This is a genomic window from Pontibacter kalidii (assembly GCF_026278245.1).
In the GTDB taxonomy this organism is placed as follows: Bacteria; Bacteroidota; Bacteroidia; order Cytophagales; family Hymenobacteraceae; genus Pontibacter; species Pontibacter kalidii.
This window is the reverse complement of record NZ_CP111079.1, coordinates 674,246-700,648: the sequence shown is the minus strand read 5'-3', so window position 1 is coordinate 700,648 and position 26,403 is coordinate 674,246. Positions and strand designations below refer to the sequence as shown.

At 54.8% G+C, this 26,403-nt stretch carries 18 protein-coding genes; 7 read left to right on the top strand and 11 right to left on the bottom strand.

From position 1 onward, the window contains the following. Nucleotides 1-21: 21 nt before the first annotated feature. Nucleotides 22-1,257 carry a glycosyltransferase family 61 protein gene (locus OH144_RS02980; protein ID WP_266204805.1) on the top strand — a complete coding sequence of 412 codons (1,236 nt, stop codon included), beginning with the start codon at nt 22-24 and terminating at the stop codon, nt 1,255-1,257. A gap of 25 nt (nt 1,258-1,282) precedes the next feature. Here the strand turns inward: OH144_RS02980 and OH144_RS02975 are convergent, their stop codons facing one another. The 8 genes from OH144_RS02975 to OH144_RS02940 all read right to left on the bottom strand — a co-directional run bounded on the left by OH144_RS02975 (nt 1,283) and on the right by OH144_RS02940 (nt 9,951). After that, nucleotides 1,283-2,494 carry a glycosyltransferase family 4 protein gene (locus OH144_RS02975; RefSeq protein WP_266204804.1) on the bottom strand — a complete coding sequence of 404 codons (1,212 nt, stop codon included), beginning with the start codon at nt 2,492-2,494 and terminating at the stop codon, nt 1,283-1,285. Nucleotides 2,495-2,510: 16 nt separating this feature from the next. Further along, nucleotides 2,511-3,284 carry a nucleotidyltransferase family protein gene (locus tag OH144_RS02970; RefSeq protein WP_266204803.1) on the bottom strand — a complete coding sequence of 258 codons (774 nt, stop codon included), beginning with the start codon at nt 3,282-3,284 and terminating at the stop codon, nt 2,511-2,513. 75 nt (nt 3,285-3,359) lie between these two features. Continuing rightward, the gene (locus OH144_RS02965) at nt 3,360-4,718 is read right to left on the bottom strand and encodes an NAD(P)H-dependent oxidoreductase (protein WP_266204802.1); all 1,359 of its coding nucleotides are present in this window, start codon (nt 4,716-4,718) and stop codon (nt 3,360-3,362) included. A gap of 39 nt (nt 4,719-4,757) precedes the next feature. Then, nucleotides 4,758-5,309 (bottom strand): dTDP-4-dehydrorhamnose 3,5-epimerase, encoded by a 552-nt coding sequence (gene rfbC, locus OH144_RS02960; RefSeq protein ID WP_266204801.1) that lies wholly within the window; start codon nt 5,307-5,309, stop codon nt 4,758-4,760. A gap of 21 nt (nt 5,310-5,330) precedes the next feature. After that, nucleotides 5,331-6,437, bottom strand: a complete 1,107-nt coding sequence (gene rfbG / locus OH144_RS02955; RefSeq protein WP_266204800.1) for a CDP-glucose 4,6-dehydratase — start codon at nt 6,435-6,437, stop codon at nt 5,331-5,333. Between the two features lie 104 nt (nt 6,438-6,541). Continuing rightward, entirely contained in the window at nt 6,542-7,360 is an 819-nt protein-coding gene (gene rfbF, locus OH144_RS02950; protein ID WP_266204799.1) for a glucose-1-phosphate cytidylyltransferase, read from the bottom strand. Between the two features lie 388 nt (nt 7,361-7,748). After that, entirely contained in the window at nt 7,749-8,567 is an 819-nt protein-coding gene (locus OH144_RS02945; protein WP_266204798.1) for a WecB/TagA/CpsF family glycosyltransferase, read from the bottom strand. Next, the gene (locus OH144_RS02940; protein ID WP_266204797.1) at nt 8,557-9,951 is read right to left on the bottom strand and encodes an undecaprenyl-phosphate glucose phosphotransferase; all 1,395 of its coding nucleotides are present in this window, start codon (nt 9,949-9,951) and stop codon (nt 8,557-8,559) included. Before OH144_RS02940 ends, OH144_RS02945 begins: the two co-directional genes overlap by 11 nt. Nucleotides 9,952-11,000: 1,049 nt before the next feature. Between OH144_RS02940 and OH144_RS02935 the strand changes: the two genes are divergently transcribed. Then, entirely contained in the window at nt 11,001-16,859 is a 5,859-nt protein-coding gene (locus OH144_RS02935) for a gliding motility-associated C-terminal domain-containing protein (protein ID WP_266204796.1), read from the top strand. A gap of 8 nt (nt 16,860-16,867) precedes the next feature. Continuing rightward, nucleotides 16,868-17,887 carry a PorP/SprF family type IX secretion system membrane protein gene (locus tag OH144_RS02930; protein ID WP_266204795.1) on the top strand — a complete coding sequence of 340 codons (1,020 nt, stop codon included), beginning with the start codon at nt 16,868-16,870 and terminating at the stop codon, nt 17,885-17,887. A 211-nt stretch (nt 17,888-18,098) separates the two neighbouring features. Here OH144_RS02930 and OH144_RS02925 read toward each other — a convergent pair whose 3' ends face one another. Beyond that, the gene (locus OH144_RS02925) at nt 18,099-18,308 is read right to left on the bottom strand and encodes a heavy-metal-associated domain-containing protein (RefSeq protein ID WP_266204794.1); all 210 of its coding nucleotides are present in this window, start codon (nt 18,306-18,308) and stop codon (nt 18,099-18,101) included. 39 nt (nt 18,309-18,347) lie between these two features. Next, nucleotides 18,348-20,582, bottom strand: a complete 2,235-nt coding sequence (locus OH144_RS02920; protein WP_266204793.1) for a heavy metal translocating P-type ATPase — start codon at nt 20,580-20,582, stop codon at nt 18,348-18,350. A gap of 392 nt (nt 20,583-20,974) precedes the next feature. Between OH144_RS02920 and OH144_RS02915 the strand changes: the two genes are divergently transcribed. The 3 genes from OH144_RS02915 to OH144_RS02905 all read left to right on the top strand — a co-directional run bounded on the left by OH144_RS02915 (nt 20,975) and on the right by OH144_RS02905 (nt 25,335). Beyond that, nucleotides 20,975-24,232 carry a PAS domain S-box protein gene (locus OH144_RS02915; protein ID WP_266204792.1) on the top strand — a complete coding sequence of 1,086 codons (3,258 nt, stop codon included), beginning with the start codon at nt 20,975-20,977 and terminating at the stop codon, nt 24,230-24,232. Between the two features lie 14 nt (nt 24,233-24,246). Next, the gene (locus OH144_RS02910; protein ID WP_266204791.1) at nt 24,247-24,654 is read left to right on the top strand and encodes a response regulator; all 408 of its coding nucleotides are present in this window, start codon (nt 24,247-24,249) and stop codon (nt 24,652-24,654) included. 300 nt (nt 24,655-24,954) lie between these two features. Next, nucleotides 24,955-25,335 (top strand): hypothetical protein, encoded by a 381-nt coding sequence (locus tag OH144_RS02905; protein ID WP_266204790.1) that lies wholly within the window; start codon nt 24,955-24,957, stop codon nt 25,333-25,335. Between the two features lie 130 nt (nt 25,336-25,465). On the opposite strand, the gene OH144_RS02900 is transcribed toward OH144_RS02905, so the two are convergent. Further along, nucleotides 25,466-25,837 carry a hypothetical protein gene (locus tag OH144_RS02900; protein ID WP_266204789.1) on the bottom strand — a complete coding sequence of 124 codons (372 nt, stop codon included), beginning with the start codon at nt 25,835-25,837 and terminating at the stop codon, nt 25,466-25,468. A gap of 338 nt (nt 25,838-26,175) precedes the next feature. Between OH144_RS02900 and OH144_RS02895 the strand changes: the two genes are divergently transcribed. After that, a complete protein-coding gene (locus OH144_RS02895) occupies nt 26,176-26,403 on the top strand; it encodes a hypothetical protein (protein WP_266204788.1) in 228 nt (75 codons plus the stop codon).

Sequence of the window (26,403 nt, the reverse complement as noted above, 5' to 3'; positions counted from 1 at the left end):
CGAATAAGCCTAACTATACCCATGAAACTAAAAGCTTACTATACGAAGGGAACGAAAAAGTTAAAGAAGATACTGGGTCGATACGTACCGCACAACACCCACTATCGCCCCGGTGATGTGTGCCGCATCAATCTGGAGCAACTCACGGCCAATAACCCCCGCGAGATCAGAGTCCACCCTATTTACCCGGGCCTCACCACCGAACTCAACATATCGGAAGACCTGTACGAGGCCTGTTCGGAGTACTGGAAGCCGAAGAAGAAAGTACAGACAGACTACATGGTGGTGGAAGTGCCCAACGGACGCATTTACACCGACAACGAAAGCAGCGTGGCGGTGGTGTCGCAGTATAACCGCCTGGTAGAGAACGTATCGCTGAGCCTGACCAGCGGCAAGGTATCGGAGCCGAATCTCAACAATATTTTTGAGCAGCGCTACTTTAACCCGCCTGTAAAGTATAACGGCACCGTCTTCTCGCTGCTTACGGGAGGTGCCGGCCTCAACAACATCAGCCACTGGTTTGTAGATGTGCTGCCACGCCTGCACCTGCTGCGCGAGAGCGGCCTGTACGACAAGGTGGACTGGTTCTACGTGCCAAGCACGCGCTATGACTTTCAGCGGGAGACGCTAGAGCTGCTGGGCATTCCGCAGGAGAAGATCATAGCGGGCGACAAGTTTCCGCACATCGCCGCCGACTGCATCATAGCCTCCACAGCCCCGCGCGGCAACCATACGCTGGTGCCCAAATGGCTCTGCGATTACCTGCAGGAGGCCTTCCTGCCGTACGCCGAGGAGGAGAACGAACTCATCACCCCGGACACGCCCTACCTGTACATCAGCCGATCAGACTCCAAGATACGCAATATCCTGAACGAGAAGGAGCTGCTGGAGGCACTCGAGCCCTACGGCTTCAGGAGCATTGTATCAAGCGGGCTTAATATCAAAGAGAAGATCAGGCTGTTCTCCAGGGCCAAAGTGGTGCTGGGCGCTACCGGTGCTGGTCTGATCAGTATGATCTTCTGCAAGCCGGGCACCAAGATGATCGAGATCTTTAACGAGGGCTTTGTGATTGAGCCCTTCTACGACATCGCCACCAAGATCGACCTGGACTACGACTACATCATCTGCCAGGGCAACAAACGCGTTCGCAATGCCGACCAAGGTCAGCGTGAGCACCTGGTAGTGGAAACCGACAAGGTGGTGGAGATCCTGGAGCGGATGAAGACCGATAAATCGAAGAAGGTGAAAGTGGCCTGAAGCGCTACGAAACGCCAAGAGTAAATTAGAGGCCTGCCTCAGCAGCTACGGTTGCAGAGGCAGGCTTTTCTGTTGCCCCGATCGCCTGCCCGTAAATCTGCAGCAGCCTGGCATAGTTTGCCTCCGGCGTGTAGTGTTGCTCGTAGCTCTGGCGTGCATGCTGCCCCAGCTTCTTGGCTAGGTCAGGCAACTGCTCTAGCAACCCGACCTGGCTTGCCAGTTCCTGCGCATCTGCGGGGGAAAAGTGCAGCCCGTTTTGCTGGTGCTGCACAATGTAGGCCCCGCCGCCAATATTAGAGGCAATCACCGGTGTGCCCGTGGCAAAGGCTTCCACGGCCGTCATGCCAAAGGTTTCCAGCCACTCCGACGGAAAGATAAGTGCACGGGCCCTTTTCAGCTGCTCCATGGCCTCTTCGCGGGGCCGGAAGCCTAGGTACTCCACTAACGGATTTTTGGCCGCATACTCCTCTACCAGCGCCTGCAGCGGCCCGGTGCCGATGATCTTCAACGGGAACGGCTTTATGCTATGCGCCTTCAGCAGTGTCCGGATGCCCTTCTCTTCCGTCAGCCTGCCCAGGTACAAAAAGTAAGCCTCACGGGTGGCGGCGCCCAGCCCCGGGTCGGCCGTGAAGTTAGGTTTTATACTAAGCTGCTCCGGCCTCAGGCGGAGGGATGAGTTCTGGAAAAGGTCTGCCGCGCCTGGTGTCAGGGCGATAAACTTGCTCACCTTTTCGCGCCAGGTGCCCAGCAGCTTATGCACGCCAGTGGCCAGCACCACCGAGGCCGTCTCTATTTTAGAGCCGCGGTAAACGCCCTGCAGAATCGGTTTGATCGGGAAGGTCTGCTGCACGTTCTCCAGCTGCACCCTGCCGTCGTAGTATAGCACCGCGCTCGGGCACAGCAGGCGGTAATTGTGCAGGGTCATCACCACGGGCACCTTATACTTGCGGCACACCCAAAACACCCCCGGCGACACCAGCGGAAAAAAGTTATGCACGTGCACCACGTCCGGCTTAAACCGTTTTATACTTTGGCTGATGATGCCTGCGCTCTGCGGGTTATACACCACCCCCAGCGCCGCCTGCAGCTTGGCCTTTGTACTTGTAACATCATTGTTGGAGAAGGTAAGCTGCTCCACGGTATGGCCATGCGCCCGCAGCAGCTGCGCCTCCTGCTCAAAAACAGTGTCCTCGCCGCCGGCCTGCTTGTAAAAATTGTGGATCTGAAGTATGCGCATAAAGTATAAATTCTAATCAGGATAAGCTACGGATGGCCGTTTGCAGGTCTTCCGGGGTGCCCACATCCAGGCAGTTGCCGTTCTCGAACACCTCGCTCTGCACCAACAACCCCTCGTATATGGCGGCCTGCACCACCTCGCCCACGCTCAGTTCTCTGCCCGAAGCATACAGTTGCTCCTCCACCTGCAGCAGGTAAGTGTGCATGAACTCCGTGAAGCGCGGCCCCCAGCAGGCAATGGCCCAGCCGTGGGTAAGCTCTGATGTGGCGGGCTTTGGAAGTATGGTTTTCACCTCGCCGCTCTCCTGCAGCTCCACCATGTCCCACTTGTGCGGGCAGGGCACTTTAAAACAACCCAACACCACATCGGCACCGGTTTGCTCCTGCCGTTGTAGCAGCCGCTCAAAGGCATTCTCCGGCTCAAAAAGGATATCCGGGAAGCCGAATACCACCCGCTGCTGCCGCACGAAAGGATACGCCTGGTCGGCCGAGAAGGGGCTGCCGTATGGCTTCTGCATGATGAGGTAAGTCAGCTGCAATCCCAGTTGGCTGCCGTCGCCGTAGTAAGTGGGGATATCCCATTTACCTTTCCGAAGTATAAGGTATACTTTCCCGGCCCCGGCACGCTGCATGTGCTCCAGCAGGTACTGCGACACCACCTTGGGCCGCTGCCCGCCATGCTCCGGGTGCGCCTCAAAGCCCACCGGGAACAGCTCTTTGCTGCACGGGAGCGGCGAGAGCCTGGAGCCGTAGCCTGCAGCTGGTACGATGCCTACTATTTCCTTTATCATCCTGCATAAAAAACGCGCACCGCTACCTAGGGCTTGCGATGCGCGGCACTGTTGGTTTAGTTTGGGTGTGTATCGTTAAACGGGGGTTTCCGCCTGGTGCTGGTGCCTCAGTGCTTTGTTGCGGCTTTCTTCGTCGGTAGCGGCAAAGTATGCGTTCTGCTCCTCGCGCAGCGCATCCACCAGGCGCCCCTCCGGCAGCACCACATCATCGTAAGTCAGCACCTGGTCCTTCGGGATGTCGCGCTTCAGCACGCAGCCCTCGGCCAGCCCCATGGGCAAGAGCCGCTCCTTTGCGGTCACGTCGGCGTTCTCGCAAAGGCCGTAGGTCATGTAGTGGCCGATGCCGTCGATGGTCTGCCCTGCTTTCAGGTCGGTTTTGGCAGCGGCTACCACCTCTACGTACGGTTTGTCCAGCGGCGCCAGCGCGGCATCCTGGAATAGCACGGCACGGGCAATGGTGAGCGGCACCTCCAGGTGGCACAGGTGGTACGGAGTATAGAAGCAGTACAGCGGCCCCTCGCCCATTTTATAGTAGTTGAGGTAGTGCTGCTGCGTTGGGTTATCCTGCGTGGCCAGCACAAACACGCCGCCCGCAGGCTCGGCAATGCCCACCACGTAGTCCACAATGCCCGGTCCCTCCGTCAGTTCCTCCAGCGGGAACAGGTTCACCGACTCCCGGATATTCGCTCCCTGCGGCGCATGCGGCCCAAGCATGCCGCGCCTGGCCACGCGCATACCGGTGCCGTTAGCCACGATCGCCTGCTCAAACGAGATCTTGGTGCCGTCGGCAAAGGAAGTCACCATGGCCGGGTTCTGCCCCCAGCGCTTGGCAAAGCCCTCCTGCGTGGTGGGGTTTCGGTACGGGTCGTGCAGGCCCTTGATGTTGCCGCACAGCACCGGCTTCATGCCGATCGACTTCACGTAGCGGTACAAGTTCATGATCACGCCCGGCTGGTCGCCGTCCACGTTGGTGAACACCACACCGGCCTTGTCGGCGTATACTTTCAGGATCGGGCCGATGGTGCCGTCCACCTCCGCGTTCATCATGATGACGTGCTTGCCGTAATGGATAGCCTCCATGGCTACGTGCGCGCCCAACTCCACGGCTCCGGTTACCTCCAGGATAGCGTCTATCCCTTCGGCCTGGCACAGCTGCATGGCATCACTCGTAATGCTATACTTGCCCTGGCGGATATTCTCCTCAAGTTGCGCTGCGCTCTCCACCTCCACGACATCCGGTATGCCCGCCTCGGCATAGACCTCACGGGCGTTACCCAAGGTGCGGTTGGCAATGGCCACCAACTCCATGCCGGGTGTGTGGTGCTTTATCTGGAGGGCAACGCCTTTGGCCATAAAGCCCGCTCCCACCATGCCTACCCGCACAGGTTTTCCGGCGGCGGCACGCTTGGCTAAGGCTGTATCAACTATGATCATACTTCTGCTTCTGAATTAGGTATACTAGTAACGCTCAGCCTACACAGCTGACTTCTCGGGGGTAGCCTCCAGCAGCGGGTGGCTCCGGTCCTTCTCGGAGATGAGCTGCGGCTCCAGCGGCCACTGAATGTTGAAGGCTGGGTCGTTCCAGCGGTGGCCGCGCTCAGCACTGGCCTCGTAAAAGGCCGTTACCTGGTACGTCACGTCGGTGTTGTCCTCCAGGGTGATGTAGCCGTGGGCAAAGCCCTCGGGCACGTACAGCATGCGGTAATTGTCCGCCGTCAGCTCCACCCCGACCCACTGCTTATATGTATCGGAGTCCGGGCGCAGGTCCACGATCACATCGTAGATGGCGCCGCGGGTGCAGCGTACCAGCTTGGTCTCGGCGTGCGGGGCCTGCTGCATGTGCATGCCGCGCAGGGTCGCTTTTTTCTTGTTGAAGCTCACGTTCGTCTGCACCAGGTTGGTATTCAGGCCGTATTCCTCAAACTCCCGCTGGCAGTAGGCGCGCCCGAAAAAACCGCGGTCATCCTCCAGCTTTTTTATGTCGATGATGTAGGCTCCTTTTAGTTTTGTCTCTGTGAAGATCATGTTTTATACTTTTAAGTATGCTTAGCCCTCCTGGTACACCGGCATTTCATCCGCCAGGAACTCCTCGATTTGGCTAAGTGTATACGCCTTGATACGTTCAGGTTGCTCGTGATAGGTTTTATACCAGGAGATAGTGCGCTCAATGGCCTGCGCGGAATTATACTTGGGGTTCCAGCCCAGCAGGTTCTGCGCCTTGCTGATGTCGAGCTTGAGCAGGCCCGCCTCGTGCGGCTGGTTCTTCAGCTCCGGTTTGTCGTAGTTGCCACCGCCCCATACGCTCAGGGCACTCTGCACCAGCTCCTCCACCCTGCTATTGTCGCCGGCCAGCGGGCCGAAGTTCCAGGCGCCGCCAAAGCTTGTGTGATCCTCCGCCAGTCTTGCCCCCAGTAACAGGTACCCGGCCACCGGCTCCAGCACGTGCTGCCAGGGGCGCACGGCATTCGGGTTACGCACCGTAACAGGCTCGCCCGACCGCAGGGCCCGCACGATATCCGGTATAATGCGGTCTTTGGCCCAGTCGCCGCCGCCGATCACGTTACCAGCACGGGTACTGGCAACAGCTTTCTGGTGCTGCGTAAACTTATCCGGGTGAAAAAAAGAGCGGGTGTAGGACGAGATCACCAACTCGGCGCAGGCCTTGCTGGCGCTGTAGGGGTCGTAGCCCCCCAACTGGTCGGTTTCGCGGTAGGGGTATACCCACTCCTTGTTCTCGTATACTTTGTCAGTCGTGATGAGCACCACCGTGCAGGGTTTCTCCAGCAGCCGCACGGCATCCAGCACATGAGCCGTGCCAATGGCGTTCACAGCAAAGGTTTCGGACGGGAACTCATACGACAGCCTCACCAGCGGCTGCGCCGCCAGGTGGAAGACAAAATCCGGCTGAAAGCTAAGTATGGCTTCCTCTAAAGCTGCCTTGTCGCGGATATCGGCTATCACCGAGTCGCAGAGCACATCGCCGTTCATGAGGTGGTACAGGTCTTCGCCTGTTTCAGGTGCCAGGGCGTAGCCTTTCACCTCCGCCCCCAGCAGGTGCAGTATTTGCAGCATCCAGGAGCCTTTAAAGCCGGTATGGCCGGTCAGGAAAACTTTCTTACCTCTGTAAGTATGCTGCAGAGCGTCTTTCTTCATCTGGTAAAACTTATGCCAGGTATGGTAAAGGATAGGGTATAGGTTGGGATACAGGGTAATACCGGGCAGTGGCAACCACAAAAATACAAGGCTGCCCCTGCAGCCTACAGTACAGCATTGCTGATCTCCTGTTGCTTGGTGCTGCTGATCATGTTGTACCACGGGGCCTTACCGGCCAGCAGCAGGTCCTCGAGCACGTTCTTGTCGCGGAGGGTATCCATGGGCTGCCAGAAGCCGGTATGCTTGTAGGCGGATAGCTCGCCTGCCTTGGCCAGCCGCTCCATGGGCTCGCGCTCCCACGTGGTGTGGTCACCCTCAATATAGTCGATCACGGCGGGCTCCAGCACAAAGAAACCACCATTGATCCAGGGCTGGTCGCCCCCGTTCGGCTTCTCCTGGAAGTGGCGCACGTGCGTGTCTCCGCCGGCAAGCGTGAAGGCGCCGAAACGACCCGGCTGCTGCACGGCCGTGAGGGTAGCCAATGTGCCCTGCTGCCTGTGAAACTCAATAGACTCGGCAATGTTAATGTCGCTTACCCCGTCCCCGTAGGTCATGCAGAAGGTTTCGTCGCCCAGGTACTCGCGCACGCGCTTCAGGCGCCCGCCCGTCAGAGTGCCCTCCCCGGTATCCACCAGCGTCACCTTCCACGACTCGGTATTGTTTTGGTGCACCTCCATTTTGTTGGTGCGCATGTCAAACGTTACGTCGGAGTTGTGCAGGAAGTAGTTAGCGAAGTATTCCTTGATGATATGGCCTTTGTACCCGCAGCAGATGATGAACTCGTCGATGCCGTAGTGGGAGTAGATTTTCATGATGTGCCACAGGATCGGCTTACCACCAATTTCTACCATGGGCTTCGGGCGAACGCCGCTTTCTTCGCTTATTCTTGTACCGAAACCGCCGGCAAGTATAACAGCTTTCATGTATATAGTAAGGGTTAAAGGGTTAAAAAGTTGGGTTAAGACCAAAGCAGAAGCACACACTGCCCCTGCAACATTGGCCGGTAATAGATACGGAGATTCCTATATTTGGATTTACCTGAAGGGATTTTTTCTAAAGAAGATAACCCCAGGCACGTGCTGCCTATGCATCATTACTGGCGTGGGCGGTCTTTATGCCGGCATACCTTGTAAAGCAGTCCTGTTTGGAAGAGAGCTGAAGGGTCTGGGCTCGTTTTCTGGCGCACCTCACCTTGCTGTAGAATTGTACAACAGCCCGCCGGTACTGGCTATATGCCTGTCGTTGACGGTAGTGGTGCTCGATAAACCTTCTCCATCTCATCCTGCTTCTCCAGCATCGAACTTATACTTGCTAGTTGGTAAGCTGCATACTGCGCTTGCGCCTGAATAACATCACTTTAGCTACCTCATACAGAAACTTACTGTTGGTAACCAGGTAGCGTTTCCAGAGGCGACCCGGCTCCTGCCATAAGCGGTAGGTCCACTCCAGGCTCAGATCACGGGCCCACTTCGGCAGGCGTTTCTCCAGCCCGGCATAGGTCATATAAGCCTGCCCCACGCCCAGCATACAGGCCTTCACCTGCCCTTTGTGGTCTGCCATCCAGCGCTCCTGCTTGGGGCACCCAAGGGCCACAAACACGATGTCGGCCCCGGAGTCGTTGATCATGTTGGTGATGGCGGTATCCTCTATATGAGTGAGCTTGCGGAAAGGCGGCGAGTAGTACCCGGCCACGCGCAGGTTCGGCAGGTCAGTTTTGGTTTTCGCTACCACCGCCTCCAGCACCTGGTCCGTGGAGCCGTAGAAAAAGACCGATTTCCCCCTCTTCTCGGCCTCCTGCAGCAGTCTCGGCATCAGGTCCATGCCTGGCACGCGATCCTGGTGCTGGCCGTAAAGCAGTTTCATGAGCTTGGACACAGGTCCGCCGTCCGGCGAGGCGATGTCTGCGTTGTTGAGCAGGCGCTGGAAATCCTTGTCCTGCTTTGCCTCCATCAGCATGTGCACATTGGTAAAGCACACGTAGGAGGAGTCTTTATGGTCGGTGAGCCAGAAAACATGGTTCACAAAGTCATTGAAGGAGCCTGCCGAGATAAGGGAGCCGAGAAGCTGGCGCTTCTCTTTTATGGGTGGCTCGGCGGCAACAGGTTGTTCTTGTATCGTCTCAGTAAGCATTCTTTTCGCCTTTAATCATGTTCCAGACAGTAAGGAAGATAATTTTCATGTCCATCATCAAGCTCCATTTGGCCATGTACATCACATCGTACTCCACGCGCTTCTCCATCAGGTGCACCTCTTTGGTCTCACCACGGAAACCGCTTACCTGGGCGTAACCCGTAATGCCCGGGGTCACAAAGTGGCGTGTTTTATACTTGGAGATCACTTTGGAGTACTGGTCCAGCTGCGACACCAGATTCGGGCGCGGCCCTACTACTGACATGTCCCCTAACAGTACGTTGAAGAACTGCGGCAGCTCATCTAGGCTCGTCTTGCGCATGATGGCGCCGAAACGGGTGATCCGCGGGTCGTTCTTCGTGGCCTGGAGCTCCGTATCTTTGTTCACACGCATGGTCCGGAACTTATAGCACACGAACAGCCTGTTCTTCTTGCCCGGGCGCAGCTGCTTGAAAAAGATCGGCCCCTTCGACTCCAGTTTGATCAGCAGGGCGATGATCGGGAACAGGATCGGGAAGATCAGCAGGATCACCGCCAGGGAGAACGCCACGTCGAAGATGCGCTTCACCACGCGGTTAGAGGCAAGCTCCAGCGGCTCGTTGCGCACGCTCAGCATAGGGATGTTGTGGTAGAAGTACACATTCACATCCTTCTTCACCATCGCGCTGAAATCCGGCACCAGGCGCAGGTAGATAAAGTTGTCGTTAGCGAATTCCGTAAGTTCATCGATTTGCGCTGCATCGGTCAGCGGCTTGGTGTAATAGATCTCATCAATGCTGTGCTGCAGGCAGTAATCCTTCAGGTCTTCCATGCTACCCTGCAACTGGCCACTGTACGGGCTGCTCATGTCGGCTTCGTCATCGAAGAAACCCATGAACTTGGTGCCTATCTCGTCGTTGTTGCTCAGGGTCTGGTGCAGGGAGGCCGCCGCAGGGCCCGTACCAACGATAACATAACGCGTGTGCGCCATATCAGAGTTGGTAAAGTAGCGGTTCACCTGAAACAGAATCAGGCGACTAAAGCCGATCAGCAGGGCTGTAGACAGGTAAGTGTACAGCAGCAGCAACCGGGATAGCTCCTCCAGGTTGAATATAACGATACAGCTGGCCAGGATGAGCGCGTGCATCACAAACACATTGATCAGATTGCTAAAGCGCTTGTCTATCGGCAGGAAGCTGTCGACCCTCACCACAAAATTCGAGAAACCAGATACGATCCACCACACCAGGGCGAACAGCACAAAGAAGATATTGTACTGGTGGTCGAGTTCCAGGCTGCCGTAGCGAATCAGGTTCGACAACTTGAACGCAAAGGCGATGAGGGTAACGTCAAGGAATAACAGGAGAACCCTGTTAAAGCTGTAGTAATGTCTATATTTATTCATTTGGTTGCGTACTTTTTGGGGTCATAAGTAAACTTTGGGATTCTACACTGCCTCACACTTACCCTCTTCACAAACTACCTTTTCAGGTCTAACCGCTGTGCCTTTATACTTATAACAGTCGTTAAGCTGGGCCGGCGTCTCCGGCTTCACCTGAACCTTCGTCAAAGATCCAGTATTTGTCTTGTTCACTGTAGCATTCAAGCTGCAGCCATAGGTCTTGTGTGTTTAGTGAGAAATACGGCCTTACCGACAGGAAGGTTTATGATTTTATCAAGTTCTATTAAAAAAGAACGATTTAATAATATACCTAAATTCATATACCTATATATTAAAAATGGCCTATTTTGAGCCACATACCTATACCCTAGTTATTTAGCTTTTGGCATACCCAAAAATCACCTTCAAGCCGATATATGACATAATTAATATAAACAGTGGTAACTAATACTATAATCTGATAGGAGGGAATGGTGGCAGTTCCAAAACACTGGCCTACCTATAAATTTGAATTTTTTTTATAATTATATAAATAAAATCAACAATACAAGAATATATCGGAAGTAAAACTTTTCTGGAGAGCCAACAGACGGACCTGAGGCCACAGCAACAGGAAAGAGTGCAATAGGCTTGTTGCCGTAGGCTATAGAAGAGGAATGCTGCGAACGTGACCCGCCGCAAAAAAACCTGGCCCACTCCTTCTCTTCCCGCTTCACAGAGCAAGAAAGCCTAAGACTCAAAAAATCAACCTTATACGAAATGCAAAAAGAAAAGGTTTAGAGCAGCAGCAAGTATTTTCAAAAAAACCGCCCGCTCATTGAACTTTAGCCCCTCAAAATGCACTTACTCTTTGAATGCCTGCCCCAACGGCTTTTGGATTTATACCTGAAACACCCAAAAGCAAGGCAGGCTTCGGTTTACAGATTTTTATAAAGTTCCCGGCGGGGCATTGTTGAGGCACAGCAGAAACGGGCTAGGCCACCTAAAGGACTTTAGAAACTGATGTAACATTAAAAACTGAACTATATAAAGAAAATTTACAGCCAAAGTATATGCGATTACCTGCCCAGGGCGTTTTATGTCTGCTACTGCTGCAGCTTTGGAGTGCCTTCTCAAACTTAGCCTACGCCCAAGCCTGTACCCCCACTGTTTCTACTTCCGGCAGCCTCTGCAGCGCTGGCAAAGTTGTACTTTCCTCCAGTGAGGCAGCGGCATACCTGTGGTCCAACGGCGCTACCACCCAAAGCATAACCGTTTCAGATGCCGGCACTTACAGTGTAAAAACCTTGCAGGCTGATGGCTGCGAGGCCACCTCAGAAGAAGTGGCCGTAGCTAACGGACCGGATGCTACGGTAGTGGACCCGCTAAGCTTCTTCACCTCCTGTAGCTATGCCGGCAATGTGGCCACCTTCGAGCTTACGATCGAGAACGCCTCCACCACCAAAGAGACGAACACCCGCTACGAGATAAACTGGGGCGATGGCAAAACCGCCACCCTGGGCCCTGAATTTGAGACAGCCACCCACACCTATAAATCAGGAGGCTCTTTTAGCCTACGCGTGACGGCTTATGACGCCCATGGCTGCAAGAGCACGCACGAAGAGCGCGTGTTCATCGGCAGTAACCCCAGCCTAGGTATTTCCAGCCGTGGTAACACGAACGATTGTGCTCCCGCTACGTTCATCTTCGACATCGATAAGGAGATCGTAAAAAACAACTCCCCGCAAACGGTTTATACTTTCCAGTTCGACGACGGGTCGGCCCCAATGGTGTTTTCGCATGCCAACCTGCCCAATACCATCGAGCATACTTTCACGGAGTCGTCGATGAGCAAGCCAGGTCGTGCCTTCACCCTGACAGCCACCGCCACCAATCCCTGCGGTACCACCCCTGCCACTGTAGGTGGTATAAAGGTTTCCAAAGGGCCTATTGCCGATTTTGCCTTCGGCAAAGCCTGCCTGAATACCCCAATCAAACTGACGGACAAAACCATTGAGGGCTTTAACGCCAATGCCACCACTGGTACCAACGCCGGCAGTTACATAGTAGACTGGGAAATCTCCCCGGCGCAGGGCTGGGAGTACACCTCCGGCAACAGCAAGACCAAGAGTCCATCGGTTAAGTTTACCCAACCGGGTACCTATACCATTCAGATGACAGCCACCCCTACGGGGCTTAACACGAAGTGTACTTCCAGTACTGTCAATAAGGTTATCGTCATAGAGGAGCCTCCGGTGGCCGATTTTACCCTGAGCGGCGACAACACCTGTGCTTCGGCCGTTTTCGCGGCCACCAATACCTCTACCGGCCCGGAAGCCTCTTATACCTGGCGCGTGAGCCCAGCTGAAGGCTGGGAATTTACGCAGGGGACGAAATCAACATCCAGAGACGCCGCCTTCCAGTTCAGTAAGTCCGGCACCTACACCATTTCCCTGACGGCCAGCAACAGCTGCCAGACCACGCTGAAGGAGACAACCATCACCATAAAGGCGAAGCCGCAGGTAAAGCTGCCGGCACAGCAGGTATACTGTGGCCCGCAGACCCTTTCCTTTACAGCCGAGAACGCTGCGCACGCACCAGCTTACGATGCCCAACTGGGTACCATCAGCCAGTATGCCTGGTCTGTTTCGGGCCCGGGTGCAGCTACGTTTGAGAACGGAACCGATGCAGGCTCGGCCTACCCACGTATACACTTTACCCAGGCAGGCACCTACACTGTCAGTGTAGTGGCTACAAATGAGTGCGGCAGCTCTGAGACAGCCACGCAGCGGGTTATCATTAAACCCTTGCCAGAACTAAAGGTAACTTCTACCGAACCGGCGCTCTGCATGGGCGGCACCACCACCCTTACAGCGGATGGCGCTGATTCGTATACCTGGGCACCAGCCAAGGGGCTAAGCGCCACTACGGGAGCCAAGGTGGTTGCCAACCCAACTGAAACCACCACCTATACCATTACCGGCACCAACGCCGAGACCGGCTGTACCAGCACCACCACCTTCACCGTGGAGGTAAACCCGCTGCCAGAGGTAAAAGTAGCTGCCACGGCACAGGAGATCTGCCAGGGTCAAGGCTCGGCCATACTTTCTGCCAGCGGTGCCGATACCTATACCTGGGCACCAGCTACTGGCCTGAGCGCTACTACAGGAGCGGAGGTATCGGCCTCGCCTCTGGAAACCACGACGTATACTGTTACCGGCTACAACAGCACCACCGGCTGCAGCAACACAGCAACCGTAACCGTAACCGTTAACCCGCTGCCGGAGGTAAATGCCGGCCCGGACCTCACCGTCTGCGACGACCCTACCCCACTGCAGCTGCAGGCCAGCCCGGCAGGAGGCGTATGGAGCGGGGAGCATGTGAGCGCCGAAGGCACCTTTGTTCCAAACGGTAAAGGCTCCTATACCCTGACGTATACTTACACGAACGCCAAAGGCTGCACCAACTCCGACCAGATGACGGTGGAGGTAACTGACGTGGCGCAGGCAGCGGTAGCGCAAAAGCAAGTGGAGGTCTGCCTGAACGATGGCAAGTTTATACTTGGCGCCAGCCCGATGGGTGGCAAGTGGAGCGGCTCCAGGTATGTTTCGGTGGATGGCACCTTCACCCCTTCCGAGGCGGGTACTTACACGTTAACGTATACTGTCTACACCGGTACCTGCTTCACCACAGACCAGATGACCGTAACGGTTAAGCCGCTTCCGGCAGCTCCGGCCGTCACAGGAGTAAAGGATATCTGCTTTAACACCTCCACCACGCTTCAGGCAGAAGTGAACGCCGGCACCGTGAACTGGTACGACCAGCTGAACGGCGGCAAACTGCTGGGCACTACCCCTGCAGGAACAGGTTTTAAGACAGGCCAGCTTACCAAAACCACTGATTTCTACGCCGAGCATGTTGGCGAGAACCAGTGCGCCGGCCCACGCACCCGCGTCACCGTGATCGTTCGCCCGGAAATCGCTGCGCCAGTGGTGGCTCCTGTCATCATCTGCGGAGCAGGCAAGGCTACTTTGGTTGCACAAGGATCAGCCAGTAAGTATAACTGGTACGACGCCAGCGGCAACCTGCTGGTAAAGGAAGGCGGCAAAGTATACGAACCAACCGTAGCGCAAACCACTGTTTTCTTTGCTGAGGCAGTGGTAGGAAACTGCGCCGGCCCACGCACGCAGGCCCAGGTAAGGGTAAACCCTATACTTGACAAGAACACCATCACAGCCCCGGAAATAGTATGTGAGGCTGCCCCATTCAGCATCACGGGCTCAGAGCCAATAGGTGGCAGCGGGGTAGGCACGTATACGTACCAGTGGATGAGCAGCCTCAACGGCACGACCTTCACCAACATTCCGGGTGCCACGGGCAAAGTATACCAGTCGCAGGAAGGGCTGGCGCTGCCAACTTCCTTTAAGCGCGTGGTATACTCGGATGGCTGTATGCTGGCGTCTGAGGCAGTGCGGGTAAACGTGATCCCGGCTATCACTAAAAACGAGCTGCGCGAGGTGCCAACGATCTGCCATGGCCAGGTGCCGGAGGAGATACAGGGCGTACTGGCAGGAGGCGCTGAGCCCTACACCTATACCTGGTACGTTAGCAAGGACAACACCAACTTCACGAAGATCGAGAACAGCAACTCAGCTAGTTATAAGTCAACCACGCCACTCACAGGCAATACTTGGTACAAGCGTGTGGTACAGTCCGGCTCCTGCACGGCCAGCACCAGCAACACCATCCTGGTGCGGGTGATGCCGCCTATCAGCAAGAACATCATCTCCGGCACCCAAACCGTTTGTGAGGGCGATGCGGCCATACTTACGGGCCAGGCGCCAGAGGGCGGTTACGGCGCAGGCAGCTATACGTTCTATTGGGAGTCTAAAACAACTGGTGGCGAATACCGCGAGATTCCGAACAGCCGCGGCGGCAACAAGGACTGGACAGCCCAGAATCTGACTGAAACAACCACTTTCAGAAGAGTGGTGCAGTCCGGCTCCTGCACCGTGAGCACCAGCGACCCGGTGACGGTGACGGTGAACCCGAAGCTCCTGAACATTATTACAGGTAGCCAGGAAGTATGCCAGGGCGGCACTCCAACCCTGCTTTCCAGCCTCACCCCTACCACAGGTGGCGAAGCAGGCAAGTATACCTATACCTGGGAGTATAAACTGGAAGGCGACGCCAACTTTATGCCGGCACCGGGCCAAAACAACCGTGCCGACGGTAGCTATCAGCCACAAAGCCTGAGCAGGACCGCGCTGTTCCGCCGCAAGGTTATCTCCGGCGGTTGCACCAGCTTCTCTGAGCCAGTAAAGGTAACGGTGAACCCTGCTATCGAGAACTATAACATCAAGGCCTCCCAGAGCATTTATGCAGGCACCAAGCCAGCCGTACTTACCGGCCTGAACACAGCCCCAATAAAGGGAGGCAACGGCAAGTATACTTACCGCTGGGAGTTCAGCACGGACGAGGTAAACTTTGATCCGGCCGAGGGTAACAACCAGAGTGCCGACTATACCTTCCCGAGGGGACTGTACAAAGACACCTGGTACCGCCGCGTGGTGCTGTCCGGTGGCTGCGAAGTGACCTCCAACCTAGTGAAGATCACGGTGATTGGGGAAATCGCCAACAACGTCATCAAATCAGACCAGACCATTTGTATCGGCAGCGTGCCGGCAAGGCTGGAGGGCGAGCTGCCAAGAGGCGGCGAAGGCAACTTTAACTACCGCTGGGAGAGCAGCACCAAAGGCGATAAAACCGGCTTCGTGACGGCGCAAGGCCACAACGGCTCCCCTAACGATGCGCAAAGCTTCCAGCCTGGCCCGGTTAGCCAGGATACCTGGTTCCGCCGCGTGACCACCTCCGGCGCCTATACCGACCTCAGCAACCCGGTTCTGATCACGGTGAAGCCGGAGCTGAGCAACAACGCGGTGCTGTCGGGTACGCAAACAGTCTGCTCCGGCGAGGCCCCGGCCACCCTGGCTGGCTCTGAACCTGCCGGTGGCAGCGGCAAGCCTGCTTACCTGTGGGAGCAAAGCACTACCCGCGATGGCATCTATACCCCGGCACCTGGCCAGAACGACAGAAAAGATTACACGCCGTACCCGCTCACCGAAAACACCTGGTTCCGCCGTGTGGTAACCTCCGCCTCGTGTGGCTCTATCACCAGCAATGCGGTGGAGGTAAAGGTAACGCCGCTGCCGGATATGCCGGTGGCGCAGGGGGCCAGCATCTGCGCCGGCCTGAGCACGACCCTCAGCGCAAAGGGCAAAGGCGGCAGGCTGGAGTGGTATGCCAGTGCGGCAGGCGGCACACCGCTTGCCACAGGCAGCACCTTCAAAACACCGGTGCTGCTCCATACCACCACCTACTATGTGCAGGAGGTGCAGAGCTGCGCCAGCAAGCGCCTGGCCGTAACCGTGAAGGTAACCGAACCAGAGCTTAGCGCCGGCCCGGATGTAACGGTGGTGAGTGGCAGAGGAACACAGTTGCGCGCCAGTGGCGGCCTTACCTACAGCTGGTCCCCGGCCGAGGGCATGGACAACCCAAACATCGCTAACCCGACCGTAACACCGGAGAAAACCACGGTTTACACGGTAACGGCCACCACAGAGGGCGGCTGTACCTTCACCGACGAGGTGGTGGTGGTTGTGCTGCCGTTCGTCGATATCCCGAACACGTTCACGCCGAACCAGGATGGCATTAACGACACCTGGGAGATCGAGAACATTGAAAAGTACGGCAACTGCAAGGTGCAGATCTATAACCAGTGGGGTACTATGGTGTTCAACTCGGATGGGTATAAGCAACCGTGGGATGGACGCCAGAACGGCAAGCCGCTGCCAATGGCTACTTATTATTACATCATAAAGTTAGATCAAAACGAAAAGCCCTTGACCGGCAGTGTGACCATCGTTAAATAAGCCATTCTATGAACAAACTTTTAGCCCTAGGAGTGATATGGCTGTTGGCGGCAGGCAGTGCCTTTGCCCAGCAGCGGCCTCAATACACTCAGTATACTTTAAATAATTACCTCGCCAACCCCGCTATCACGGGCATAGAGGACTACGCCGACTTGAAGCTTGGCACACGCCACCAGTGGAGCGGCCTGGAGGGAGCGCCGCAGTCGTACTATGCTACCCTGCACATGCCAATTAACAAGCCTGGCGGCAGCACGTACGGCGGCGGCAGGGGCATGGCGAAGGAGGGCAGCATGAAACCATCCAGCATTTACCGCAGGTCGCGCCCGCACCATGGCTTTGGCCTGATGGCAATGTCCACGGAGACGGGCCCGCTGAAGCGTGGCAGCGTTTCAGCCAGCTATGCGTATCACCAGCCGCTTTCACGCACCCTCAAAGTATCGGCAGGTGTGCAGCCGGGCATTATCCAGTATAGCCTGGACCCAGGTAAGGTAAAGTTAGCCCACAACAGCCTCCACGACCCAGCCATTTACGACGGTCGGGCTAACGAGGTAAAGTTTGACCTGAGCATGGGCCTGTGGCTCTACTCCCGCAATTTCTACGCAGGTGTGGCCGGGGCGCAGTTGGTACCCAGTAAGCGCCAGTTCCTGACTGACAATACCCCATCGGACACAGATGGCGCACTGCAGCAGCACTACTACGTTACGGGTGGCTACCGCCTGGATGTAGCGCCTTACATTTCGCTGATCCCTTCGGTGATGGTGAAAATGGCGCAGCCAAGCCCGGCATCGGTGGATGCTACGATGAAGGTTGTCTATGGTGACAGGCTTTGGGCAGGCGTTACGTACAGGCACGAGGAGTCAGTAGCAGCCATGGCAGGCATCAACATCAATCACCTGCTGGACCTGGCTTACTCCTACGACGCCACTACCTCGCCGCTGGGGCAGGCAAGCGCCGGAAGCCATGAGGTGGTGCTTGGGTTTAAGCTGCGCAACACACGTAAGGTTATTTGCCCGGAATGGGCATGGTAGATATTAAATAATGGTTTAGTTTGAGAGTACAGAAACGGGGCAGCTATTTTAGCTGCCCTTTTCTTTTTAGGCTGATGGCAAAGTATAAAAAAGTCTCCGCCCGGCCCCTCCCCCACTTCCAACGCCCTACGCTATACTTATCACAAACAGAAAAAGGCTAACAGGTCAGCAACCTGTTAGCCTTTACATACAGCTTTAACTTTATACTTGCTTAGATCTGCTCGGCCTCAAAACCAGCTTTCTTCACCGTGTTTTTAATCGTCTCAGCGTCTGCGGCATCTGCTTTTACTTCCAGTACCTTGTTTGGATTGTCAGTATCTACTTTCCACTCCTGCACGCCCTCCAGCTTGTTGAGGTGAGGCGTAACAGCGCGCACACAGTTTCCGCAGTTGATGTTGGTCTTAAATTTATAGGTTTCCATACTTTTCTGAATTTATTTAGTTAACATATTTAATACACTTTACAATTTCTTAGCCCGAAGGCGCAGGCTGTTAGTCACCACCGACACAGAACTCAGGGCCATGGCCGCGCCCGCAATCATCGGGTTGAGCAGGAAACCGGTGAAGGGGAACAGTATGCCAGCCGCCACCGGAATACAGATCACATTGTAGATGAACGCCCAGAACAGGTTCTGGTGGATCGTCTGCACCGTGGCCCGCGACAGTTTTACGGCTCTGGCCACCTGCGTCAGGTCGGAGCGCATGAGCGTGATGCCGGCTACTTCCATAGCAATATCGGTGCCCTGCCCCATGGCGATGCTGACGTCGGCGGTGGCAAGGGCCTGCGCATCGTTTATACCGTCGCCCACCATGGCAACTACTTTCCCTTCCGCCTGCAGCTTTTTCACAAAGTCGGACTTATCTGTTGGCAGCAGCTCCGCCTGGTAATGCGCCACACCCACCTGCCGGGCTACGGCCTCGGCCGTTTGGCTGTTGTCGCCGGTGAGCATGTATACTTCCAGCCCGGCCTCGTGCATGGCTTTTATACCTTTGGCGGCGGCAGGCTTGATTGGGTCACTCACGGCGAAGACAGCCAGCGCCTGCGCTGAGTCTGCAAAGAAGATGGCTGTTTTAGCGTCTTCCTGCAGCTGCCTTGCCGCCTGCAGCAGGTGCTCCGGCAGCTCCACGCCCTGCTGGCGCAGCAGTTTCTCGTTACCGGCCAGGTAGCGGGTGCCGTCAAACCCGGCCTCTATCCCCAAACCGGTGAGGCTGTTAAAGGTGTCCGGTTGCACGGCCTGTTGCCCCTGTTCCTTGTAGAAAGTATAGATGGCCTGTGCGATCGGGTGCTCCGACTGTGCCTCCATAGAGAAGAACAGCGTCTCCAGCCGCGCCTGTTCCAATGTGTCCTGCGCCCACACCACATCCGTAACAGAGGGCTTACCTAAAGTGATGGTACCGGTCTTATCCAGGAGGACGGCATTTACCTTGTGGGCATGCTCCAGACTTTCCGCGTCTTTTATCAGGATGCCGTTCTCGGCACCACGGCCCACGCCCACCATAATTGCCGTTGGGGTGGCCAGGCCAAGTGCACACGGGCAGGCGATCACCAGCACCGAAATGGTAGATAGCAGCGCCTCCGTCAGGTAGGCCTCGCCACCGAACACCAGCCAGGCAGCAAACGTAAGGACGGCAATTACCAACACCACCGGTACGAAGATGCCCGCGATCTTATCCACCAGCTTCTGCACCGGGGCTTTGCTGCCCTGCGCCTCCTGCACCAGCTTGATGATATGGGCCAACATGGTTTCGCCGCCGGTCTTCTGTGCGATGATCTGTACACTTCCCTTCTGGTTGATGGTGCCGGCATAAAGGGCATCGCCAGGCTGTTTCTGCACCGGCAGCGGCTCCCCGCTCAGCATACTTTCGTCCACGTACGTTGTTCCGGAGGCTACCTCACCGTCTACCGGCACGCGCTCACCAGGCAGCAGCACGACCCTGTCGCCCAGTTGTACTTCCTCTATCTTCAGCTCCAGTTCGGTGCCGTTGCGCAGCACCCGTACCGTCTTCGGCTGCAGGCCCATCAGCTTTTTAATAGCCGAGGAACTACGGTCTTTCGCGCCTTCCTCCAGGTACTTCCCCAAAAGTATAAACGCAATGATCACGGCCACCGCCTCGAAGTAGACGTGCGGCATCAACCCCCTATCCAGGAAGAACCCCGGGTAAACTGTGTTGAACACACTGAAGATAAAGGCGATCCCCGTGCTCAGCGCCACCAGCGTATCCATGTTGGCGCGGCCGTGTTTGGCCTGTGCCCAAGCCCCTACAAAGAAGCGCTGCCCCGCCCAAAGCAGGACAGGCGCGGTAAGTATAAGCATGGCCCAGTTGCCCCAGGCGAAAGTGTCGTGGAAGAACATGCCCAGTATAAACACCGGCAGGGCCAGCACACCGGCTATAATGGTTTTGCGCCTCAGGTTAGAGAGCGCCGTTGCCTGCCGCTCCTCCAGCTCCTCCTGGGTTGTTTCCTCTATCAGTATATCAAAGCCGATTTCCTGCACCGTCTCGCGCAGTTGAGCTGGGTTTACCTCCTGCTCATCGTAGGCCACCTGCAGAGTTTTACCGGCGAAGTTCACGTTTGCCTCTGCCACTCCCTCACGGGCGTTCAGCATGCTCTGTATACTGTTGGCGCAGGAGGCACAGGTCATGCCCTCTACCGGAAAGGTGGCTTTGGTAAGCTTTCTATCTTTTACAGTTGCCATTTTTTTCATTGTTTTATCTGTTACAAAGATACGCCCCCTTGCCCGCTAGTGTGTTACACAATTCTGGCGATGCATTACATGTTTTCATACTCTCCCCTCCTCCCATCCCTGCCCTGTACCTACGGCTATTTTGTACTTTAAAAGTATAACAAACAGACAATGGTTTAACATTATTTATACTTGATGGAGAAAAATCATCAATAATATATGTTTATCCGAATCTCCATTGTTTTATTCGTGTCTCTCCTTATTTTAGAAGGCTAATGCTTATTGCAACTATTTTATACACCGCACCTTAAACTTTACTGACGGAGACAGGCTTTTTGGAATCGAAGGATATACAACAGGAGTATAATCGCATTATACGGTATATTGGAATCGCTTTTCTGAGCATGCTGGCAACCCTGTTGCTGGTGTGCGTGTTCTTCTACATGCAGACCAGGGAGTTCCAGGACAAATACACGACCAGCATGCAGCACACCTATAGACGGCTGGAGCTGGTCAACAAGCTATTCGAGAACAAGGAACGCACACAGGCTTTAGTAAGAGCCCACATTATGGCTGAGCGTGCGGCTGCCAAGGACAGCTTGCGGAGGGAGTTAGCCTTGGCCTACAAAGCGAATGAGGCTACCATACTGGAACTGCACCAGTTACTGGAAGGGCATGGGCACCTGCAGCAACTACACCGCCTGAGTGATGATCTTAAGAACTATCACGCGCATGTAGACAGCCTCCTTAGGCTGTCCTATGAGCGGCAAAGGGAGGCGGCGCTACGCTATGATGCTGCCCACCTGGCCCCCTTTTACACGCAACACCACGCTCACCTCATCAGTCTGAACAGTGAACTGACCAACGCAGCGCGCACTTATACCGATCAGTTTTCCCCCGCTTTCTCGAACCTGGTGGATGAGTACATTCTCCTCCTGCTGCTGGTAGTGCCGTTTATATTTTGGGCTTCCTTTGCCTTTAACCAGATTACAAAGCGCCTGCAGCAGGAGAACCAGCGCCTCAACAAGGAGATAAAGGAGCGGGAGGCACTGCAGCAGAACCTGAAGTTTACACAACGGCACTTCAGACGCCTTTTTGAGCAGAACCCGATCCCGATGTTCGTGTATGATCAGCATACGTTCAGAATTTTGGAAGTGAATGAGGCGGCGGTGCAGGAGTATGGGTTTACGCAGGAGGAGTTTCTGCGGCTTACTGTTTTCGACATCTTGCCGGAAGAAGAAAAAGAGGCGGTCAGGAGCCGTATCAGCCAAATGGACAAAGCCGCAGACACGAACAACGTGGGTGTAAGCCACATGCGCAAGGATGGCTCCATATTCCGGGTTATGCTGCGGTCGCATGCGTTTAAGGAAAGGAACGGCGTGTACCCCCGGCTCGTTACCTCCGAGAACATACAGAAGCAGGAGGAGTTTATTGCCACATTGGCAAAGAGCGAGAAGCAGCTGCGCGAGGTGAGTTCCAGCATACCAGGCGCGGTGTACCAGTTCCGGGTGGACGAGCATAACAACACCAGCTTCCCGTTTGTAAGTGACGGCATAAAAGATGTGGTTGGCGTTACCCCTGAGGAAGTATACCAAAATCCGAACCTGCTTTTCGAAGCCGTACATCCAGACGACCTCGAGGAAGTGTCCAAAAGCATTCAGGCTGCCACACAAAGCTTTTTGCCGTGGGTGCAGGACCTGCGGGTCTGGAACAAGGTGCAGCAAGAGTGGAATTGGATCCGGGGGCATAGCTTACCGTCTTCCAAGGAGAACGGCGTACTGCTTTACAACGGCACTTTCATTGATATTACCGACCAGAAAGAGGCACAAGCGCAACTCACAGCCAGCGAGGCAAACCTGCGCGCCCTGCTCGACAGCTCCCCGCAGGCCGTTTACCTGCTCGACAAAGAGCTGAATGTACTGCTCTTTAACGCTGTAGCCGCCGAAGAAGTGAAGAAACTGACGCTAAGGGAGCTGCAACCAGGCCAAAACATACTAGAACTGACCTCCGATGACCAGAAAAACATCCTGATCGATAGCCACGCGCGCGCTTTGCAGGGCAAACCCACCCAGTTCGAGACCGGTAGCGGCGAATTGTGGTTTGAGATAGCGTTCCGTCCGGTGCTCACCCACGACAGGCAGGTTATCTCCGTAGCCCTGAGCATTCATGATATCTCGGAGCAGCGCAACATTATAAGTGCTATTAAAAATAGTGAGGCGCAACTAGCACGCGCCCAGAGCCTGGCAAAGATCGGTAGTTGGGAGTATGACCTGCTGCGCGACAGTTTGAGGATATCTGATAACCTGTACACCATCTACGGTGTCTCTCCTGAGACGTTCGCGGTCACGTTAAACAGCCTGCAAGCCTTCTTCCACCCCGAGGACAGAGACAAAGCACTGCAGGACTACCAGCGCGTGATAGAGGAGAAAACAGTCGTATCCGCGGAGCACCGCATCCGGCTACACGATGGGTCGGAGAAATACCTGCACCAGACCATGGAGCCCCTGATGAATTATGAGGGCCAGGTACTGAAGGTGCTCGGAACCACACAGGATATAACCGAGCAAAAGGCAAGGGAACGGGAGATCAGGGAGGCCAAGGACCGCTTCCAGTCTACGATTGAGAATATACCTGAAGTTATTTTCTCAGCCGATGCTAATTTCCGGATTTTCTACATCAGCCCGCAGTGTGTCCGGATTACAGGCTACACCGAGGAGGAGTTCACGCAGGAGCACCTCTGGCCTAGGATTACGCATGAGGAGGACCTGCCAGGCCTGCTAAGCAAGCTTAAGCAGGAAGTACCGCTTGGCAAAAAGATCCAGCACGAAATGCGCATCATTGCCCGGGACGGAAAGGAGAAGTGGTTTATGCTGCGCCTGTCGCCTATGTTGGGAGAGAATGGTGAAGTACAGCGCCTGGATGCCTCTGTGGCCGACGTGACAGAGCGCAAGCTGGAGGAAGCCAAGCGCACCCTGCTCACCGAGCAGCTACAGGTGCAGAACCAGAACCTGCAGCAGTTCGCCTATATTGTGTCCCACAACCTGCGCGCGCCTATCGCCAACATCATGGGTCTTACCACCATCTACGACCGTGCCCGTCCGGAGGCAGACCTGAACAAACACATTATTGACAGCCTGGCCCAGTCGGCGCGGCTCCTGGACCACACCATCCGCGACCTAAACCATATCCTGACAGTGCGCGGCCAGATGTTGGACGTATCAGAGCAGGTTTACTTCGAGGAGCTGCTCCAGGATATCCTCAAAAGCATATCCATTGAGCTGGAAAACACCCAAGCCAACGTTGCATACGACTTCAGCCATGCCCCCAGTATTGTATCGCTGAGGAGCTACATTCATAGTATTCTCCAGAACCTGCTGACAAACGCCCTCAAGTACAGAGACCCGCAAAGGAAGCCCGAGATTTGTATAAGAAGTTATAAGCAAAAGGACTATATTTGCATCGAAATCTCCGATAACGGGCTCGGAATTGATCTTGCAAAGGTAAAAGGCAATCTTTTTGGCCTCTATAAGCGCTTTCATCAGCACATCGAGGGCAGGGGCTTAGGTTTGCACCTGGTAAAAACACAGGTCGATCTTCTGGGCGGCAAAATTGAGGTAGACAGCCGGGTAGGCGCAGGTACTACGTTTAAAGTCTACATTTAAATCAGGCTTAGGTAATGGAAATGTTAAAAAAGGTAGTTCTTATTGATGATGATCAGATCAACAACTTTGTGTGCGAGACGATTATCAGAAGTGAAAACTTTGCGGAACGGGTCATAAGCTTTGAATGGGCGGAGGATGCGCTGAATAACCTGAAACAGGTGGCGGTGCAGAACCCAGACGACTTCCCGGATCTTATCTTCCTGGATATTAACATGCCGGGCATGGATGGCTGGAAGTTTCTGGAGGAGTACCGGAAGCTGCCGGAGCAGGCCACTAAGAAGTGTAGCCTGTTTATGCTGTCCTCGGCAGTGGATAGAGAGGACATCATTTGCGCCAAAACACATGCCGAAGTAAGGGACTTCTTCTCAAAGCCGCTTTCACCCGAGATTCTGAACCTGATCCGGGAGGATTATATTTCTTAGCCTCCTGCCACCACACGTTATACCTGGCCACTGCTTTGCAGTGGCTTTTTTTTTACTTGCCCCACCCTTGCGGCCGTTCTTGCGTACATAAACTTGAATGTAGATTACTATATATTAAGATATAAATATTCAAATTATTATTTTCACTTTCCTTAATAAATTTAATATTTAAGATAAATAATACACAACCTATTTTTTTAGGGGAGCGTAATGTTAAATAACTTCCAAGGGCACTATATAGCTATATAGCAGCCTTTTCTGGAAGCCTCGGTTTAACTTATAATTTAGCTTACTATCCCTATGAAAAATGTTTTACTAATTATTGCCGCTTTTCTTATCAGTACCGCCTCCTTTGCCCAGTCCCCGTTTAAACTTAGCCGTGAAGCCGAAGAGCGCTGCACCCAGATTACCCGCTCCATGGCACAGGAACTTCGCCTGAACGAGATCGGCTACATCAAACTCAAAGAGCTGAACCGCGAGCGCATGCTTGCCACACAGGAGATCCTGAGCACACACAGCAACGATACGCACCTTATAGAGCAGAAACTGGAAGAGTTGGCTGCCTCCTACGACAAGAACGTGACCTCGTTCCTAAACCCTAACCAGCTGCAGGCCTACGCCAATTACAAAAACCAGCCAACGCCTGCTGCCCGCTTTGTGGCCGCAACCAACGAGGAGTAAACCCGCAACACCCCAAGATGAAGAAGGCCGCCACACCTGTCGGCCTTCTTCGAACGGAATAGCCATAAAAGCAGGAGGGGGAGCCGATATCGGCTCCCCCTCCTGCTTTTAAAGTATAGCCGTGCAGCAATTACCTGCGGCTGTAATCTGCGTCGTCAGGCCTTTTCTCGTCTTCTCCCAGGGGCTGGTCGCCGCGGCGGATACCTGCCACGTCATCGTCCATGCCAGTGTCGCTTCCTTCAAACTCAAAACCAGGCCCTTGTGCGGTGGCCTCGTGGTTCTCGGGATCGTTGGCGCCGTAGCCAGTGGTTTCGTTTCCGCCAATGTGGAGGTTCTTGAGTTTATCCTTCTGGCCTGCGCGCTCGGTGTATCCCTCGGGTCCAATGTTTCGCTTGGCCGACGGATCGGGGCTATTGCCCATGCCTACGCGCTCGTTATAGTCGCTGTGCACATTTTTCTCCTCCGAGGGAGCCTTCTTCTTATCTTCTTCTCTATTATTCATCGTTGAAGTCTGGTTAGTTTATACACAGGTATACGCTACGGAGTATGGCTGGTTGGCTGACACCTACCTATACTTTACATAATAAATCAACCAGACATCATCTATTCAACCCCATTCAGTTGCCGGTCATACTTTGGTAGTTGAGGCCTTTTGCGGAAGCGGCTGCTGTAGGCACAAATGGCAGGGCCGTTACGTGCATGCTTTTTCATCGGGGGGAGTATAAAGTATAAACTGCGGCAAGTATGGGTTCTTCCTTTATCTTTGCCTAAAGTTAGCCTTTAGGGCACCTCTCCTGCCTAAAAAGCGTTAGCAAGACATTAAACCATTAAGAGCAGCGCATGAAGCATTCCAAGATTTACGACCCGAGGGAGATGAACTCTTACCAGTTTGTGGCCACCACAGGCCTGGTGATGACCCTGGTGGCCAACCTGATCCTGCTGTTGCTGGGCAAGAACGTGGAGAACTTCAACGCGCTCTATATCTGCTGGCTGGTATTCTTCATCCTTGGCACCATTGCTAATTTCAACAGCAAGCCCGGCGACGACGATCACCACCATCATCATTAA

Excerpts from the sequence above, each read along its gene's own strand:
- OH144_RS02980 (WP_266204805.1), top strand. The coding sequence starts at position 22 with ATGAAACTAAAAGCTTACTATACGAAGGGAACGAAAAAGTTAAAGAAG.
- OH144_RS02975 (WP_266204804.1), bottom strand. The coding sequence starts at position 2,494 with ATGCGCATACTTCAGATCCACAATTTTTACAAGCAGGCCGGCGGCGAG.
- OH144_RS02970 (WP_266204803.1), bottom strand. The coding sequence starts at position 3,284 with ATGATAAAGGAAATAGTAGGCATCGTACCAGCTGCAGGCTACGGCTCC.
- OH144_RS02965 (WP_266204802.1), bottom strand. The coding sequence starts at position 4,718 with ATGATCATAGTTGATACAGCCTTAGCCAAGCGTGCCGCCGCCGGAAAA.
- rfbC (WP_266204801.1), bottom strand. The coding sequence starts at position 5,309 with ATGATCTTCACAGAGACAAAACTAAAAGGAGCCTACATCATCGACATA.
- rfbG (WP_266204800.1), bottom strand. The coding sequence starts at position 6,437 with ATGAAGAAAGACGCTCTGCAGCATACTTACAGAGGTAAGAAAGTTTTC.
- rfbF (WP_266204799.1), bottom strand. The coding sequence starts at position 7,360 with ATGAAAGCTGTTATACTTGCCGGCGGTTTCGGTACAAGAATAAGCGAA.
- OH144_RS02945 (WP_266204798.1), bottom strand. The coding sequence starts at position 8,567 with ATGCTTACTGAGACGATACAAGAACAACCTGTTGCCGCCGAGCCACCC.
- OH144_RS02940 (WP_266204797.1), bottom strand. The coding sequence starts at position 9,951 with ATGAATAAATATAGACATTACTACAGCTTTAACAGGGTTCTCCTGTTA.
- OH144_RS02935 (WP_266204796.1), top strand. The coding sequence starts at position 11,001 with ATGCGATTACCTGCCCAGGGCGTTTTATGTCTGCTACTGCTGCAGCTT.
- OH144_RS02930 (WP_266204795.1), top strand. The coding sequence starts at position 16,868 with ATGAACAAACTTTTAGCCCTAGGAGTGATATGGCTGTTGGCGGCAGGC.
- OH144_RS02925 (WP_266204794.1), bottom strand. The coding sequence starts at position 18,308 with ATGGAAACCTATAAATTTAAGACCAACATCAACTGCGGAAACTGTGTG.
- OH144_RS02920 (WP_266204793.1), bottom strand. The coding sequence starts at position 20,582 with ATGGCAACTGTAAAAGATAGAAAGCTTACCAAAGCCACCTTTCCGGTA.
- OH144_RS02915 (WP_266204792.1), top strand. The coding sequence starts at position 20,975 with ATGCTGGCAACCCTGTTGCTGGTGTGCGTGTTCTTCTACATGCAGACC.
- OH144_RS02910 (WP_266204791.1), top strand. The coding sequence starts at position 24,247 with ATGGAAATGTTAAAAAAGGTAGTTCTTATTGATGATGATCAGATCAAC.
- OH144_RS02905 (WP_266204790.1), top strand. The coding sequence starts at position 24,955 with ATGAAAAATGTTTTACTAATTATTGCCGCTTTTCTTATCAGTACCGCC.
- OH144_RS02900 (WP_266204789.1), bottom strand. The coding sequence starts at position 25,837 with ATGAATAATAGAGAAGAAGATAAGAAGAAGGCTCCCTCGGAGGAGAAA.
- OH144_RS02895 (WP_266204788.1), top strand. The coding sequence starts at position 26,176 with ATGAAGCATTCCAAGATTTACGACCCGAGGGAGATGAACTCTTACCAG.